This window comes from Lactobacillus gasseri ATCC 33323 = JCM 1131, assembly GCF_000014425.1.
In the GTDB taxonomy this organism is placed as follows: Bacteria; Bacillota; Bacilli; order Lactobacillales; family Lactobacillaceae; genus Lactobacillus; species Lactobacillus gasseri.
Genome location: NC_008530.1, coordinates 82,919 through 96,946 on the forward strand (window position 1 = coordinate 82,919; position 14,028 = coordinate 96,946).

The following is a 14,028-nucleotide window of genomic DNA, read 5'->3' on the forward strand; positions in this document are numbered from 1 at the left end:
ATTTGAAAGTATCGGTTTTATCAAGTGGTTCAACAGGTAATTCTACATTGATTGAGACTCCGCAGCATAAAATCTTAATGGATGCAGGTTTATCTGGAAAGAAAACTAAGGAATTACTAGCACAGGTAGGCGTTGATATTAAAGATATTGATATGGTATTTATTAGCCACGATCATACTGACCATTCTGGTGGATTAGGCGTATTGATGAGAAGATATCCTAAAATTTCAGCCTATGCGAATTCAGGTACTTGGAATTATTTAATTGAAAGCAATAAGATCGGTAAATTACCTGTTGAACAAATTAATACGTTTGAGTCTGGTATAACTAAGACTTTTGGTGATTTGGACGTGACAAGTTTTGCGACGAGTCATGATGCGGCGCAGCCACAATATTATGTCTTTACAAGTGGTGGTAAAAGATTTGCGTGTTTAACAGATACTGGTTATGTTTCAAGTACTGTTAAAGGTGAAATAAGGGATGCAGATGGCTATTTAATGGAATTTAACTATGACGATATGATGCTTAGAAATGGCCCTTATTCTTGGGCTTTGAAACATCGAATTATGTCTGATGTTGGACATCTTTCAAATGATCAAGCGGCAGATACCTTACTTGATGTAGTTTCTCCCAAAACTAAACATATTTTTTTAGCGCATCGCAGCCAGCATAATAATACTCAGTATTTAGCGCATGAAACGGCTGAAGACTTATTGGTAGCTGGGGATGCAAATTTACCAGCTGATGTTAAAATTATTGATACCAATCCAATGCAAGCTGGTTCTTTAACGAAAATATAAATTTTTAGCAAATAATTTGACTTGAATTCATAAAAAATTCAAAATTTGTGATTAGGCTAGAAATGAAGAGAAAAGGAGAAATTTTTATGGCAGAAAATAATACTAAACACCCTACTAAGCATAATGCTTTAATTAAAACTGGTATTGTTGGAGTGGTTGCCGGACTTCTTGGGGGTGGAGTTGCTTATGCAGGTTTGTCTCAAGTTAATGGGCAAAATGCACCACAAACAAGTGTTGTTCCAACGACAAAAGTTGAAAAGTCTAGCAGTAAAAATAGTAGCGAGATGACTAATGCCTTTAATACGGTAAAGAAATCAGTTGTTTCTGTTGTTAACTTAAAGAGACAAAGTTCATCTTCAAGTAGTGATCCGTTTGGTATTTTTGGCTCTGACAGTTCTAGTTCTTCAAAGAAAAATTCTAAGTCTGATTTGGAAACTTACAGCGAAGGTTCAGGTGTTATTTACATGAAGTCTAATGGCAAAGGCTACATTGTAACTAATAACCACGTTGTATCTGGAAGTGATGAGATTCAGGTCATTTTAAGCAATGGTAAAAAGGTAACTGCTAAAAAAGTAGGAACTGATTCAGAAACAGATTTAGCTGTTTTAACCATTGATGGAAAATATGTTACTCAAACTGCGCAATTTGGCTCATCTAAGAATTTAGAGCCAGGACAGCAAGTTATTGCTGTTGGTTCACCTTTAGGTAGTGAATATGCTACAAGTGTAACTCAAGGTATTATTTCAGCTAAGAATAGAACTGTTGATGTAACTAATTCTGCTGGACAGGTTACTAACCAGGCAACCGTTATCCAGACTGATGCTGCTATTAATCCGGGTAACTCAGGTGGTCCACTTGTGAATATGTCTGGTCAAGTAATTGGGATTAACTCAATGAAATTATCCTCTTCTAGTGATGGTACAGCTGTTGAGGGAATGGGATTTGCAATTCCAAGTGATGAAGTTGTTTCTATTATTAACCAATTAGTTAAGAATGGAAAAATCACTCGTCCAAAATTAGGTGTAAGAGTTGTATCAGTTGACGAATTAACAGAGTATGGCCGCAAGAAACTTGGTTTGCCTGATAGTGTTAAATCTGGTGTCTATGTAGCTAGCGTTACTAAGAATGGTAGTGCAGATAAAGCAGGAATTAAGTCACATGATGTAATCACCAAGATTGATGGTAAAGATGTTGATAGTGTTGTTTCACTACATACTGCGCTTTATACACATAAAGTTGGCGATACAGTAACACTTCAAGTCGTTAGAGACGGTAAGTCACAGAATATCAAAGTTACTTTAAGTTAAGTGAATATTATTAAATAGAGATAAAAAAGCTATGATTATGCGTTTTGTAAGCGGTGATCATAGCTTTTTCTTAATGTTTAAAATGTGAAACGCAATAAAGTTCGTCTTTTTGAATTGTCAAGAACTGAAAGTTATCCAGAAGATTGTGGGAAAATGTGGAAAACTCTGTGGATTGTGCATAACTCGGTCAAAGTAAAAATAAATGGTGTGGAAAACCTGTGAATTGTGTGTAAATAAAATTCTAAAATTAGCTGTTCTGAACGGCTGTTCAAGTTGATTATGTAGGGAATAGACCCAAAAGTTTGGAAAATTAGTAGTGTTTATAAAAATGTGGAATAAATTTGCTAAAAAAGTTATCCACTTTTTTAGAAACCACAATTTATTGATAATTAATTAAGTCAACCACTAAATATAGTTTTCAATAATCCACAGCTAGGGGAAAAGTGATGTGGACGCTATGTCAATTAGGGGATAAAATTAAAAACTAGATGCGTGAAAGGTTAGATAGTTACAATGAATATCAAAATTGTTTGTGTAGGTAAACTAAAAGAAAAGTATTTTAAGGATGGTATTGCTGAATACGTAAAGAGAATGGGGCGTTTTGCTAAAGTAAAAATAATTCAAGTACCAGACGAAAAAGCCCCCGAAAAGCTAAGTCCTGCTGAAATGGAGCAGGTCAAAGAAATCGAGGGAAAAAGAATTCTAGATAAGATAAAAGATAAAGAATATGTTTATGTAACGGCAATTAAGGGTAAAGAAAGAACTAGCGAAGACTTTGCTAAAGAGCTAGCTGACTTAACTACTTATGGACATTCAGACATTACCTTTGTGATTGGAGGAAGTTTAGGAACAAGTAATGCAGTAAACAAACGAGCTGATGATCTAATTAGTTTTGGTAAATTTACAATGCCGCACCAATTAATGCGGTTAGTTTTAGTTGAACAAATTTACCGTGCCTTTATGATTAATAGCGGTAGTCCGTATCATAAATAATTATTTTATAAAAAATAAGATTGGTTGCAGTAGGATTAAAATACTACTAAAAATAAGCCAGTCTTTTTTTGTTAGGGCAATTGGCACGATGACATTTCGTGGTTTATCTTCACGATACCCATGTGAAATCATTCCTTCAGCAAGGCTGTTTGACCAAGAAATAGCTGCTAAAATCGCTTTAAAATATAATGTTGGCGAATAAAAAGAGAGATGATAATGCCTCATGTCTCCAACTAAGCGAATGCGATTAACTTCAGCATGGATTTTAGGAAGTACGTTGAATGCGGCTAAAGTCCCATAGGCGAATTTACTCGGTAGTTTAAAATTTTGCTCTAATGAGCGAGCGAGTGAAAGAATACTAGTGATTTCAGTAAATGTAGCTCCTAAAAATACATAAGCGTAAATTCGTGTAAATAAAACGCTGGCATGGTAGAAACTATGACCTGGAGTAAAGTAATAGATCGTAATAAAGACTACTAAAGCTGCAAATAATGGGATTAAAAATAGCAAGAGTAGTTTTTTAGGGCTGAGATGCTTAAACGTGAGATAGCCAAGACTAGCTATAATAATTATTATATTTGCAACCAAATTAGGAATAAGCGATATTTCAAGTGAAATAATTAAAATCAAAAATAGTTTCAATCCGGGATTCATGTTATTTACCTTTTTAATTAGTGTAGAAAAGTTTCTGATCTTTGATAGTTAAGTGATAGTCACAGAGATGCTGAACTTGTGCAAGTTGGTGACTAATGACAAGCAAGGTGTGGTTAGAATTAAGAAAGTACTTTTTAAGCAAATAAATGACCTCTGAGACGCTTTCTTGATCTAAACCACTAAATGGTTCATCTAGAAGTAAAACCTCGGGATAAGCCATTAACATGACAAGAATTTGCAATTTTCTTTTTTGTCCTCCAGATAGAGAATAAACAACTTGTTCGCCTAAATTTTCTAAGTTGAGTTTAGTCAGCAGGTGCTTGAGCTCAGTTTTATTCAAGGAAGGGTTTTGATTGTGTTTTAGGCTAAAGTCTAATTCTTCCTTTACTGTAACATTTAAGAATTGGTCATCTGGATTTTGAAAAATTTGTCCTACTTTTGCTAGATAGCGACGCCGGCGCCATTTCTTAATGTCTTTACTTTTAAATATTAATTGTCCTTGATACGGAATAATTTTGGTTAGAGCTTTAAATAAAGATGTCTTACCGCTTCCGTTTTCGCCAGTTAATAAAGTGGCTCTTCCGGAGTAGATTTTTAGATCAGTTGGAGAAATTAGTTTTCTTTCTGGAAAAGATAATGAAAATGATTCAAGTGAAAATACTGGATTTTGTTTTAAGTCAGGAAGAGAGAAAGTTAATGCTTGATTTTTTAGCGTGTTTTCAGGCAAAGTAATAGTTTTAATATTTTTGTCTTTGATAGCCAAGACCGTGGAAACTAGCTTTTCATAGCCAGAGAAATTATGGTCGCTAATTAAAATTGTTTTTCCTTCTTTGTGAAGTGCAGCTAAGCAAGTTAGTAGAAACTTCCGATTATGAGAGTCGCAATTAGCAAAAGGTTCATCTAATAAAAATAAGTCGCTTTTCATGGCAATCAGGATAGCTAAGGCAACGCGCTGCTTTTCACCGCCTGAAAGCTGAAGAAAAGGTTGGTCTAATAAAGATGAAATATTAGTTCTAACACTTGCGTAATTAATACGCTTTAAAGCAGCAGTACGATCAACTAGTTCATTTTCTAAGGCAAAAATTAGTTCTTCTCGAGGAGTCGCCATCGTAAATTGTCGGTTAGGGTCTTGAAATACCATGCCCCAATTAGTGAAAGGCTGTTTTAAAGAACCAGCAGTAATTTTGCCATTGAAAGTTGGGTCAAGGCCGGAGATGAGCTTTAACAGAGTTGATTTGCCACTACCGGTTTGACCAGTCAGTAGAACAAAATCACCTTGATTTATGGTTAAATTTAAATCTTTAAAAATTGGCTGATTTTGATATTGAAAAGATAGCTGATTAATTTTAATTTGTTTGGACGACATGGGCTTTTACCAAGAGGTTAATGATCAATTTAACTAAAACGCAGGTAAACAAAAGCATTGAAAGCCAACGAACTACGAAGTAGAAAATCATGTTAAAAGTTGAAAAATAGCTATAGCCATTCTTAATGAAGTCATACAGGTAGGTAACGATTGTTGTCGTTGTAGCAGATAAGAAAAGGGTGAACCAGTTGTAGCGACGGTAGCTAGTAAAAGTAAAACCTAATTCGCTACCTAAGCCTTGAACAGCTCCAGAGATCAGATTTACGGCTCCCCATTGTTCTCCAGCGATAAGTTCAACGCAAGAACCTAAAAATTCTCCTAGAAATGCAGCCCCAGGTAGTCGAACTAAGAATCCCGCTAAAGGACCTGCCATACACCAGATTCCCATCATAATATCATTGGCTAACATTCCATAACCAACCGGTGTAAGGAGCGCAGTTAAGACATTATAGAGGCCGTCACTAACTAAGTAAATAAAGCCAAAAATAATAGCAATTAAAGCAATTAGGATAATATCTCGAACATGTAATTTTTTCATTTTTTCCTCCCGAAATAAAAAAGCCACCTCAAAGAGGTGACTAAATAAAAGTCTAAAAATAAATCATTTTCCCTACGCTGATGTTAATCAAACAGGTTCAATGGGTATATTCTCAGCCATCTGGCACCCCAGTTATATTTCTAGGTTTAGCTTACGCTTAATAAGCCGAAATGACAATTAAAAATAGCAAAAAGGTTATAATTAAAATAGAGTGAAAGCAAAGGGGACCGGTTGAGATGGCAACAGCGACATTAAAAAATTATTTATCAAGTTTAATGCAGAATACGCAAGGTACTGAAATAGAGATCCGTACTGAAAATCTTCTTTTGCCATATAGTCTTTATTTAGAAACAGTGCATTATGATTTTACTGAATATCAATCTAGTACTAGTCAATTAATTTACTGCTTTGCGGGTAAGTGTGAGGTTGAAATTAATAATAAAACTTTTTATTTGACGGCAGGAAATATTTTGCTAATTGAAAAAGACACTGACTATATAATTAAAGTTAGTGATAAAAACGCAATTATTGTTAAGTTTAAGCTAAAGAGTAATTTTTCATGGCAAAAACAAGTAGAACAGTTAGATGCCAATACACCCACCGAACAAAGATTGAGCACATTATTTTTAAAAAAGTTAAATCAAGATAGTGCTTTTTTATTTACAACTACCTCTGTAACGTGGGGTAGTCAAAACTTGAAAGGTATAATTCAAGACTATCTTAATAATGTCGCTTTTAATGGAACAATTGGCTTAGAGCTACTTAAAATTATAATCTTACGCAATTTGCGCGAACAAAACTTTAAAGCAAATGAAGTAAAAGAAAGTACATTTAAAGATGAAGCGTTAGATCAATACATCGACCAACACTATAATGATATTAGTTTAGCGCAAGCTGCCAAATATTTTGGCTTTAATCGTAATTATTTTTCTACAATGGTAAAAGAAAAAACGGGAAAGAGCTTTGTTGAGCATGTCGATGAAAGAAGGATGAAAGAAGCTAGAAGGTTATTGGCCAAGCCAAATGTTTCATTAAAAGAAATAATTGAAACTATTGGATATTCAAGCAAGTCGTTTTTCTATAAGAAATTTAAGCATTATTATGGCATGACTCCAGCAGAAATGAGAAAGAGACTATTTAGAGAGGCTCATATCAATTTGAAATAATAGAGTACACAAAAAGGGATGCCTTGTGCATCCCTTTTATTACATGTTTTCCAATCTCTTAATTCTGTCTGCTGTAGGCGGATGAGTATCAAATAATGAGCTCAAGCCACGCTTATGAAACGGATTTTCGATGTATAAACCAGCGCTTGACGGATCTGGATCTTTCATTGGCTCGCTATTTGAAATCTTTTCTAAAGCTGAAATTAACCCTTGAGGGTTTCTAGTAAGCTCAACTGAACTAGCATCAGCTAAATATTCACGATTACGTGAGAGAGCCATCTGAGCTAGTGCAGCAGCAAGAGGTCCTAAAATTAATGTGAAAACAATGGCCACTATTTTAAAAATTGTTTCTAGAGAGCTAGAGTCATCGTCATCACGGTCAGAATTGCCGCCCCACCACCAAATACGGGACGCAAAACTAGAGATAAATGAAATTACAGCAGCTAAAGCTACTCCAATTGTAGATACTAAAATGTCATAATTTCGAATATGAGAAATTTCATGGCCAAGAACACCCTCTAATTCACTTCGATTAAGTCGCTTTCTTAATCCAGTAGTAACAGCTACGAAACTGTGCTTAGGATCGCGCCCAGTTGCAAAGGCATTAGGACTTTCATCGTTGATAATAAAGACTCTTGGCATTGGAACCTGTCCCGCAAGTGCCATATCTTCTACAATATGCCACAATTCTGGATCATCTTCTTCATGAATCTCTCGGCCATGATTCATGCTCATGACTAAATTTCCCGGATTTTGAAGAACAATAAAAAGATAAATTAAGCTACCGATTAGGGCAATTACAATTCCTGATAGCGGTTCACCGTTAATCAAATATCCTAACCCACCACCAACAAGAGCTAGAATAATAACGAATATAACAAGCAAAAATGCTGTTTTACGCTTATTGCGTGCTATTTGTTGATAGAGCATTGATAGACCTAGAATTTAACTTTAGGCACAGCTTTTTCTTCAGTTGGTGTTTGAAGGTAGTCCATATTCTTAAAGCCGTGAATCTTAGCGACTAAGTTAGATGGGAAAGTTAATAGTTTCTCGTTAAACATAGCAACAGTTGAATTGTATAACTGACGTGAATATGCAATCTTATTTTCAGTGTTTGTAAGTTCTTCTTGAAGTGACATGAAGTTTTGATTTGCTTTTAAGTCCGGGTAATTTTCAGCTAGAGCAAAAATACTCCTCAACGAATCAGTAATTTGGTTAGAAAGTTTAATAGCTTCTTCGTGATCGGAATTAGGAATATTTACTAATTGATTTCTTAGAGCAACTACTTTTTCTAAAGTGCCGCTTTCATGTTTGGCATAACCCTTAACTGTTTCAACTAAGTTAGGAATTAGGTCGTTACGACGTTTTAATTGGACATCAATTTGACTCCACGCCTCGTCAGCATGAACTTTAGCTTTTTGCAAGCCATTGTAGATACCAATATAAACGGCCACCAGTAAAATTAAAATGATAATAATAATCCATGTTAAAGTCATAGAAATAAATCCTTTCTATTATCATAAAAATATGGTTAGAATGTTAGGAATATTGTACCAAATAAAGAAAGCTTAGAATACCAAAAAAGCGCAAAATTGCGCTTTTTTTATGATATTTAAATAACAAAATCTAATACTATCCAACCTAGAACTGTCAAAATAATTAAACCTGCAAATTCTAGAACTGAAAATACCCAGAAAAACTTTCGTTTTGAAACAGTTCCGTTTTCAACAAAACTCTTGAAAACAAGCATATTGGCCATTGAACCAACGATTGAACCGAATCCTCCGATATTTGAGCCAAGGAATAAGGCTTCCGCAAAGTTAGTAAATTTACCAATTAAAATTGTTGAAGGAACGTTAGAAATGAATTGACTGGAAATAATAGAAGTCAAGAATACAGAATGTTCGGAGAACATTGTCTTAGAAATTAAAGTAACAATAAATGGAATTTGCTGGATATCGCTAATAAAAATGAAAAAGCATGTGAAAGTTAGAAGTAGAGCATAATCCACATGTAACATAATAGAAGGATTAATAATAAGAGCAAGGATCACTGCAACAATTGCAGGAACATATGCAGGTACAATATTGAAAACGCCAAAGAAGAAGAAAATTGAAACAGCAATCGTTAAAAGCATTGGTCGAATGCTGATTCTAATGTCTTCTAAAGGCACAGTAGGGATTGGCTTATCTTTAACAAAAAAGATAAACACTAAAACAATAATTAAACTAACTAGTAATAATGGAATTGACCAACTAAAAAACTTAATTGGTGAAACATTATAACGGTTAACAACAAAGATGTTATGAGGATTCCCCCATGGCGTAAAAGCAGCGCCAATATTTGCGCCCATCCCAATTAAGGTGACAGGCAATATCTCAGGTAAGTGATGGCGTCTAGCAATCGTTAAATATAACGGTATAAGAGTTAAAACAGTTATATCATTAGTTAAAAACATCGCAGAGATAATTGACAAAATTGTGAAGATTGCAGTTAATCTTCGAGTACTCCTAGCGCTTGCAGTTAGTTTATAGGCTAAGACATCCAAAACATGTAAGTAAGAAAAAATTTGGATGATTGTAAGCATTGCTAGAATTGAGTAAAGTGTATGGAAGTTAATATCTTCAATACGCGGTCTTGCGAAGAATAAGCTTATGATCGTTATGACAACCGTAATTTGTAAAATACGGTCTTTAGCAATATTTTTGATGACGGTCATTAAGGTCCCCTCTTAAAATTAATTCAACACTACTATTTTGAACTCTTTACGGCAAGTTCGCAACGCTTTTTTCGCATTAGTCCTTCCTATTAGTAAGATTTTGAGCATTTTATTAGGAAAAACGGTAATTAACCTGCTATATTTAAGTTAGTAAAAGAGGACGGAGGAAAATAAATATGGTTGATTCCAAGAATCTTGAATTAAAAATTAAAGATAGTGCTAAAGAAGTTTTAGAAAAGAAAATTAAGCCAGGACAAGTCGTTTTGCTGGCTTTAAATGATGGTTCAAATGGCTATTCTAAATTAGGTGGAACTTGTACAATCGGTGCTAATTTTCAACTAGTGTTGCTAGATCATAAGGATCCAGAATTTTCAATTAAGGTTAACAACAACATGGGTTTAGATATGTATACATCTGATAAAGAATTAGCCTTTTTAGACGATGGTTTAGTTCTTAATGCTCGTAATGCTACTCTATCCTTATCTTCTAATGAAGGAATCATCGATGGCGGAGTTACTATTTCTGAATTCAAAGGAGAAAAACTTTCTGCTGATGAGATGAAAAAATTAGGTGGAAAGATCTGCTAGGTATTGAAGTGACGTGCTTCTTCGTGGTATGATAATAAAAGATTTTCGAAAATTTTATTTGAGAGGAAGTATAGATCTATGCGTAAAGGTGAAAACTACAACACTGGTGTTACACCAAACTTAAGACCTAAGAACAAGAAGAACTCTAAGGCTCGTGTTAAGAGAGCTGCTGAAGTGGTTGCTTTCTTAAACAAAGCTGCTAAAGATGAAAACAAGTAATTAAATTTACTGCATAAGATAAAGAGAGACGCTGGTTAGCGTCTCTCTTTTTTTGCATGTAAAAGTTATATAAATTCTAATTTATTTAATAACATTTTGTTGTAAATGAATTTATATTATTATATAAAAAGCCTTATAAAATATGAAAAATTGAACATAGGATAGAATTTTAGATGAATAACATTTCGAGAAAAGGGCTAGAAGTAAAGGCAGTTTTTGCCCTTGTTTTACCCTCTCTTTTTTTAGGACTAGCAAGTAACTTTTCCCGCAATATTTTTTTAGGAGTTATGCTGCTCTTAATTTTGGGAGCAGTCGTCGGCTTGAGCATACCAACTATTGTTAGTACCTGGCTTATTTTGATTTTGACTGTACTAGGGATTAGCTCTCTAACTCTTGGATATGCGGCGATAGATTTTTATGGAAAGACCCTGCTGCTTATTTCTTTTCCCTTAGAAACATATTTAACTAGTCAAATTAAAGAGTGCGTTTTTAGATGGCAAATATTTAAGAAAAATCAGTCTAGTGCTTACCGTTATCTTAAGCACTACGATCAAAATGTAAAATTACAAACGACATATAATGCAGAGAAGTTATATAAAAAGATTAAGAGAATTTTAACGGAGAAAAATTATTTACCATTGTGGTGTGATTTTACGATTATTGATTGGGAACATGATCAGCAGTTTGCGCAATTTAATTTAGAAGATCATGACAAAATTTTGCAGCAAATAGCAAGAGTACTTAAAACAAGTAGATTAGTTGATGAAAATTTATATTACCTGGGAAATGGTCAGTTTCTAATTATCTCTAATACGATCGCACCAGGTACATTAATGGTTTTAAATGATGAACTAAAAGCTGAGTTAAAAAGGCTACAGTATGGGGAATATCAGCCTGCTTTTAAAATGGCAACGCAGCACATTACAGAACAAGATTTTCTTGAGTATCCTAATTTTAATGCAATTCTTAAACGTCTAAAAAGAAAGCTTGAAACGGACTTAGTTGTTGAATATTTAAAGGGAGTAGAAGCATGAGTAATTGGTTCTTTTTCTTGGTAATTTTGGTTACTTTAACATTTCTAGTGGCATTTTTTGCTATGTTTCGTAGCCTCTGGACTATTTATCATCAAACTGAGCATACAGTGCGTCATTTAGGAAGAAAGCATAATGTTAAATGATTTTTTAGCTGTTTCAACTTTAGTTTCAATTTGGTTTTCGCTTTTAGCTTCGTTAGTTACTCTTTATGGTGCAACTCGTTTTTGGCTTAAGCATAGTAAAAAAGTCATTTCAATTACGCCACTAAAGCATTACCCCGCAATTACGATTGTTGTTCCAGCACATAATGAAGAAGTGGTAATTGCAAATACCACTAAGGGAATTCTTAACTTGAATTATCCTGCATCAAAGGTCGAGCTACTCTTATATGCCGATAATTGCCAAGATAAAACTGCAGCTGAAATGCGTAAGACGGTAGATTTACCTCAATATAAATACAGAAATGTACAAATAATTGAACGGCGTGGCTCAGGCGGTAAAGCAGGTGTCTTAAACGATGCCTTAAAGATAGCGCAGGGAGAATATATTTGCGTTTATGATGCAGATGCATTGCCCGAGAAAAATGCTTTATATTTTTTAGTGAAAAAAGTTTTAGAGAATCCCCAACGATATATGGCAACTTTTGGCAGAAATAAAACACGGAATGCGAAGCAAAATTTTTTAACTAAATGCATTAACCAAGAAGTTATAGTGTCTCAAAGACTTCAACATGTAGGTGTTTGGAATTTATTTAAAATTGGGCGAATTCCAGGAACCAATTTCATCATCAATACTGAATATGTAAAAAAGATTGGTGGTTGGCAAAGTGGCGCCTTGACTGAAGATACCGAAATTTCTTTTCGCATTATGGAAGATGGCTATTTGATTGCTCTAGCGTATAATTCAGAGGCTTTTGAACAGGAACCTGAGCATTTACGTGATTATTATTATCAACGATTACGTTGGGCTAAAGGAAATTATCAAGTAGTGATGAATAACTTTAAACACTTATTTGATACTAGTAACTGGCGTGTAAAGCTAGAGACTTTTTATTTAGCATGTACTTTCTTTTGGTTTAATTTAGCTGTTGTTCTTTCAGACATTATCTTTTTTGTGGATTTGGGATGTATAATTACAAGATTTTTCAATCCAGAAATCCCAATTATCTTTGCAATGAATTCTAATATTCTCTTAATGCAGCTACTATTAATTAACTGGCTATTAATGATCTTGCTCTATGTAATTCAAATAAATCTCGCTTTAGCTACTCAATATGGTCAAGCAACTAGTGATCAAATCTGGCTAGCTTTAGTGTCATATTTTACTTATTCGCAACTCTTCATTGCTATTTCTCTGCAAGCAGTCTGCTCAGTAATTGGAGATAAGGTGTTTAAACGAGATGGTACTAAGTGGGTGAAAACCAAAAGATTCGCAGATTAGGAATAAGAGATGAAAGTAAAGAATTTAATACTGATTTTAGGAACTATCATTGCTTATTTAGGAATCATCGCCTATGTGAGGATGAGCAATGATCGAACGCTAGAAGAGCGATGTTATCATTCGTGGCGTGAAGATTATATAAAAAATAAAAATCAAAATGAGCAATATGTGAATGCAGCAGGAAGAAATAATCCTTCATTTGCCTTATCTGAAGCACAAGGTTATGGAATGTTACTGGCTGCTAAAGCGGGAGAGAAACATTTAGGAAGTCGGATTGATTTTCAAAAACTAGATAATTATTACCTGGCTCATCGCTTAACAAATTCAAATTTGATGAGCTGGAAACAGAAAGATAGAAAAAATATTTGGCGTGATAATCCTGTGAGTGCAAGTGATGGTGACATAATAATTGCGCAAGCTTTGCTGCATGCTGATAGAGTTTGGCCAGGACATGGTTATAAGTCACAAGCTGTTAACTTAATTAATGATATTAAAAGGCTTGAAATCAATCAGAAAGCTAAAATGGTAACTGTCGGAAACTGGGCTAATAAAGATTCACGCTTTTATAATGTACTGAGAACATCAGATGTAATGCCAAAAGCGTTTGAAGAATTTTATCAAGTAACTGGGGATCAAGCTTGGCTAACAATTAAAAGAAAAATGCTTAACTATTTGCAAAAGTTAAGCAAGAAGTACAATACTGGTTTAGTTCCTGATTTTGCCTGGATTTCTAATAATTATGTTAGGCCCGCACAAGCTAATGAAGTGGCGATTAATGATGATGGTCACTACAGTGCAAATGCTTGCCGAGTCCCAATGTTGTTAGCTGAAAGCAATGATAAAGAAGCAGCTCAAGTAGTAAAGAAGATGCTAAAATTTTTTAAGAAAAAAGGGACTTCAGCTGGTTTTACCTTAAAAGGTGAAAAATTACATCATTATCAATCAGCGAGCTTTAGTGCGCCAATCTTTGTAGCGGCTAGTAAGTATCGTAATCAGGGTTATGATACTTTGATTGAACAAGAAAAATATATCTTTTCAAGACCACTTCCGAAAGATAACTATTACGATGCTACTTTAACGGTTTTAGCTGCTTTAAATACAAATGAGTTGACGGGATTAGAAAAATAGAGAAAGATTAAGTTGTTGAATCTTTCTCTATTTTTGATTTGCAAGAGTAGAACGGTTTTGCTATGATAGTAGAAATT

At 34.3% G+C, this 14,028-nt stretch carries 15 protein-coding genes and 1 riboswitch; of the genes, 9 read left to right on the plus strand and 6 right to left on the minus strand.

The features are described 5' to 3' along the window. Nucleotides 1-2 precede the first annotated feature (2 nt). The 3 genes from LGAS_RS00330 (at nucleotide 3) to rlmH (ending at nucleotide 3,100) form a co-directional block, all read left to right on the plus strand. On the plus strand, nucleotides 3-800 hold the full coding sequence (locus tag LGAS_RS00330; protein WP_003655515.1) for an MBL fold metallo-hydrolase: 798 nt from the start codon (nucleotides 3-5) through the stop codon (nucleotides 798-800). An 86-nt stretch (nucleotides 801-886) separates the two neighbouring features. Beyond that, nucleotides 887-2,107, plus strand: coding sequence for a S1C family serine protease (locus LGAS_RS00335; protein WP_025012188.1), 1,221 nt, complete (start codon nucleotides 887-889; stop codon nucleotides 2,105-2,107). Nucleotides 2,108-2,620: 513 nt separating this feature from the next. Beyond that, entirely contained in the window at nucleotides 2,621-3,100 is a 480-nt protein-coding gene (gene rlmH / locus LGAS_RS00340) for a 23S rRNA (pseudouridine(1915)-N(3))-methyltransferase RlmH (RefSeq protein ID WP_003648006.1), read from the plus strand. Here the strand turns inward: rlmH and LGAS_RS00345 are convergent, their stop codons facing one another. The 3 genes from LGAS_RS00345 to LGAS_RS00355 are packed head-to-tail and all read right to left on the minus strand — an operon-like array spanning nucleotide 3,101 to nucleotide 5,658. Further along, on the minus strand, nucleotides 3,101-3,754 hold the full coding sequence (locus LGAS_RS00345) for an energy-coupling factor transporter transmembrane component T (RefSeq protein ID WP_003648005.1): 654 nt from the start codon (nucleotides 3,752-3,754) through the stop codon (nucleotides 3,101-3,103). It abuts the gene before it with no gap. Between the two features lie 13 nt (nucleotides 3,755-3,767). Beyond that, nucleotides 3,768-5,120, minus strand: a complete 1,353-nt coding sequence (locus tag LGAS_RS00350) for an ABC transporter ATP-binding protein (protein ID WP_011678727.1) — start codon at nucleotides 5,118-5,120, stop codon at nucleotides 3,768-3,770. Next, entirely contained in the window at nucleotides 5,101-5,658 is a 558-nt protein-coding gene (locus LGAS_RS00355; protein WP_003648004.1) for an ECF transporter S component, read from the minus strand. Before LGAS_RS00355 ends, LGAS_RS00350 begins: the two co-directional genes overlap by 20 nt. A 51-nt stretch (nucleotides 5,659-5,709) precedes the next feature. After that, nucleotides 5,710-5,799: riboswitch (TPP riboswitch) on the minus strand. A gap of 95 nt (nucleotides 5,800-5,894) precedes the next feature. On the opposite strand from LGAS_RS00355, the gene LGAS_RS00360 reads away from it, so the two are divergent. Continuing rightward, nucleotides 5,895-6,824: an AraC family transcriptional regulator gene (locus LGAS_RS00360; RefSeq protein WP_003648003.1), complete on the plus strand. Its 930-nt coding sequence runs from the start codon at nucleotides 5,895-5,897 to the stop codon at nucleotides 6,822-6,824. A 39-nt stretch (nucleotides 6,825-6,863) separates the two neighbouring features. On the opposite strand, the gene htpX is transcribed toward LGAS_RS00360, so the two are convergent. The 3 genes from htpX to LGAS_RS00375 all read right to left on the minus strand — a co-directional run bounded on the left by htpX (nucleotide 6,864) and on the right by LGAS_RS00375 (nucleotide 9,543). After that, nucleotides 6,864-7,754, minus strand: coding sequence for a zinc metalloprotease HtpX (gene htpX, locus LGAS_RS00365; protein ID WP_003648002.1), 891 nt, complete (start codon nucleotides 7,752-7,754; stop codon nucleotides 6,864-6,866). 8 nt (nucleotides 7,755-7,762) lie between these two features. Then, a complete protein-coding gene (locus LGAS_RS00370; RefSeq protein ID WP_003648001.1) occupies nucleotides 7,763-8,320 on the minus strand; it encodes a LemA family protein in 558 nt (185 codons plus the stop codon). A 116-nt stretch (nucleotides 8,321-8,436) separates the two neighbouring features. Then, nucleotides 8,437-9,543, minus strand: a complete 1,107-nt coding sequence (locus LGAS_RS00375; RefSeq protein WP_003650949.1) for an SLC13 family permease — start codon at nucleotides 9,541-9,543, stop codon at nucleotides 8,437-8,439. A 176-nt stretch (nucleotides 9,544-9,719) separates the two neighbouring features. Between LGAS_RS00375 and LGAS_RS00380 the strand changes: the two genes are divergently transcribed. From LGAS_RS00380 to LGAS_RS00395, 5 genes are all read left to right on the plus strand, one after another. Beyond that, a complete protein-coding gene (locus LGAS_RS00380) occupies nucleotides 9,720-10,130 on the plus strand; it encodes an iron-sulfur cluster biosynthesis family protein (protein ID WP_003648000.1) in 411 nt (136 codons plus the stop codon). A gap of 78 nt (nucleotides 10,131-10,208) precedes the next feature. Beyond that, nucleotides 10,209-10,349, plus strand: a complete 141-nt coding sequence (locus LGAS_RS09610; protein WP_003649666.1) for a hypothetical protein — start codon at nucleotides 10,209-10,211, stop codon at nucleotides 10,347-10,349. Between the two features lie 173 nt (nucleotides 10,350-10,522). Then, a complete protein-coding gene (locus LGAS_RS00385; protein ID WP_003650950.1) occupies nucleotides 10,523-11,383 on the plus strand; it encodes a hypothetical protein in 861 nt (286 codons plus the stop codon). A gap of 132 nt (nucleotides 11,384-11,515) precedes the next feature. After that, nucleotides 11,516-12,823 carry a glycosyltransferase family 2 protein gene (locus tag LGAS_RS00390; protein ID WP_003647996.1) on the plus strand — a complete coding sequence of 436 codons (1,308 nt, stop codon included), beginning with the start codon at nucleotides 11,516-11,518 and terminating at the stop codon, nucleotides 12,821-12,823. A gap of 9 nt (nucleotides 12,824-12,832) precedes the next feature. Next, entirely contained in the window at nucleotides 12,833-13,951 is a 1,119-nt protein-coding gene (locus LGAS_RS00395; protein ID WP_003655535.1) for a glycosyl hydrolase family 8, read from the plus strand. Nucleotides 13,952-14,028: the final 77 nt, after the last annotated feature.

What these genes read in the sequence shown, in the direction of transcription:
- LGAS_RS00370 (WP_003648001.1), bottom strand. Translation starts at nt 8,320, where the DNA reads ATGACTTTAACATGGATTATTATTATCATTTTAATTTTACTGGTGGCC.
- LGAS_RS00345 (WP_003648005.1), bottom strand. Translation starts at nt 3,754, where the DNA reads ATGAATCCCGGATTGAAACTATTTTTGATTTTAATTATTTCACTTGAA.
- LGAS_RS00355 (WP_003648004.1), bottom strand. Translation starts at nt 5,658, where the DNA reads ATGAAAAAATTACATGTTCGAGATATTATCCTAATTGCTTTAATTGCT.
- LGAS_RS00390 (WP_003647996.1), top strand. Translation starts at nt 11,516, where the DNA reads ATGTTAAATGATTTTTTAGCTGTTTCAACTTTAGTTTCAATTTGGTTT.
- htpX (WP_003648002.1), bottom strand. Translation starts at nt 7,754, where the DNA reads ATGCTCTATCAACAAATAGCACGCAATAAGCGTAAAACAGCATTTTTG.
- rlmH (WP_003648006.1), top strand. Translation starts at nt 2,621, where the DNA reads ATGAATATCAAAATTGTTTGTGTAGGTAAACTAAAAGAAAAGTATTTT.
- LGAS_RS00380 (WP_003648000.1), top strand. Translation starts at nt 9,720, where the DNA reads ATGGTTGATTCCAAGAATCTTGAATTAAAAATTAAAGATAGTGCTAAA.
- LGAS_RS00375 (WP_003650949.1), bottom strand. Translation starts at nt 9,543, where the DNA reads ATGACCGTCATCAAAAATATTGCTAAAGACCGTATTTTACAAATTACG.
- LGAS_RS00335 (WP_025012188.1), top strand. Translation starts at nt 887, where the DNA reads ATGGCAGAAAATAATACTAAACACCCTACTAAGCATAATGCTTTAATT.
- LGAS_RS00360 (WP_003648003.1), top strand. Translation starts at nt 5,895, where the DNA reads ATGGCAACAGCGACATTAAAAAATTATTTATCAAGTTTAATGCAGAAT.
- LGAS_RS00395 (WP_003655535.1), top strand. Translation starts at nt 12,833, where the DNA reads ATGAAAGTAAAGAATTTAATACTGATTTTAGGAACTATCATTGCTTAT.
- LGAS_RS00385 (WP_003650950.1), top strand. Translation starts at nt 10,523, where the DNA reads ATGAATAACATTTCGAGAAAAGGGCTAGAAGTAAAGGCAGTTTTTGCC.
- LGAS_RS00350 (WP_011678727.1), bottom strand. Translation starts at nt 5,120, where the DNA reads ATGTCGTCCAAACAAATTAAAATTAATCAGCTATCTTTTCAATATCAA.
- LGAS_RS09610 (WP_003649666.1), top strand. Translation starts at nt 10,209, where the DNA reads ATGCGTAAAGGTGAAAACTACAACACTGGTGTTACACCAAACTTAAGA.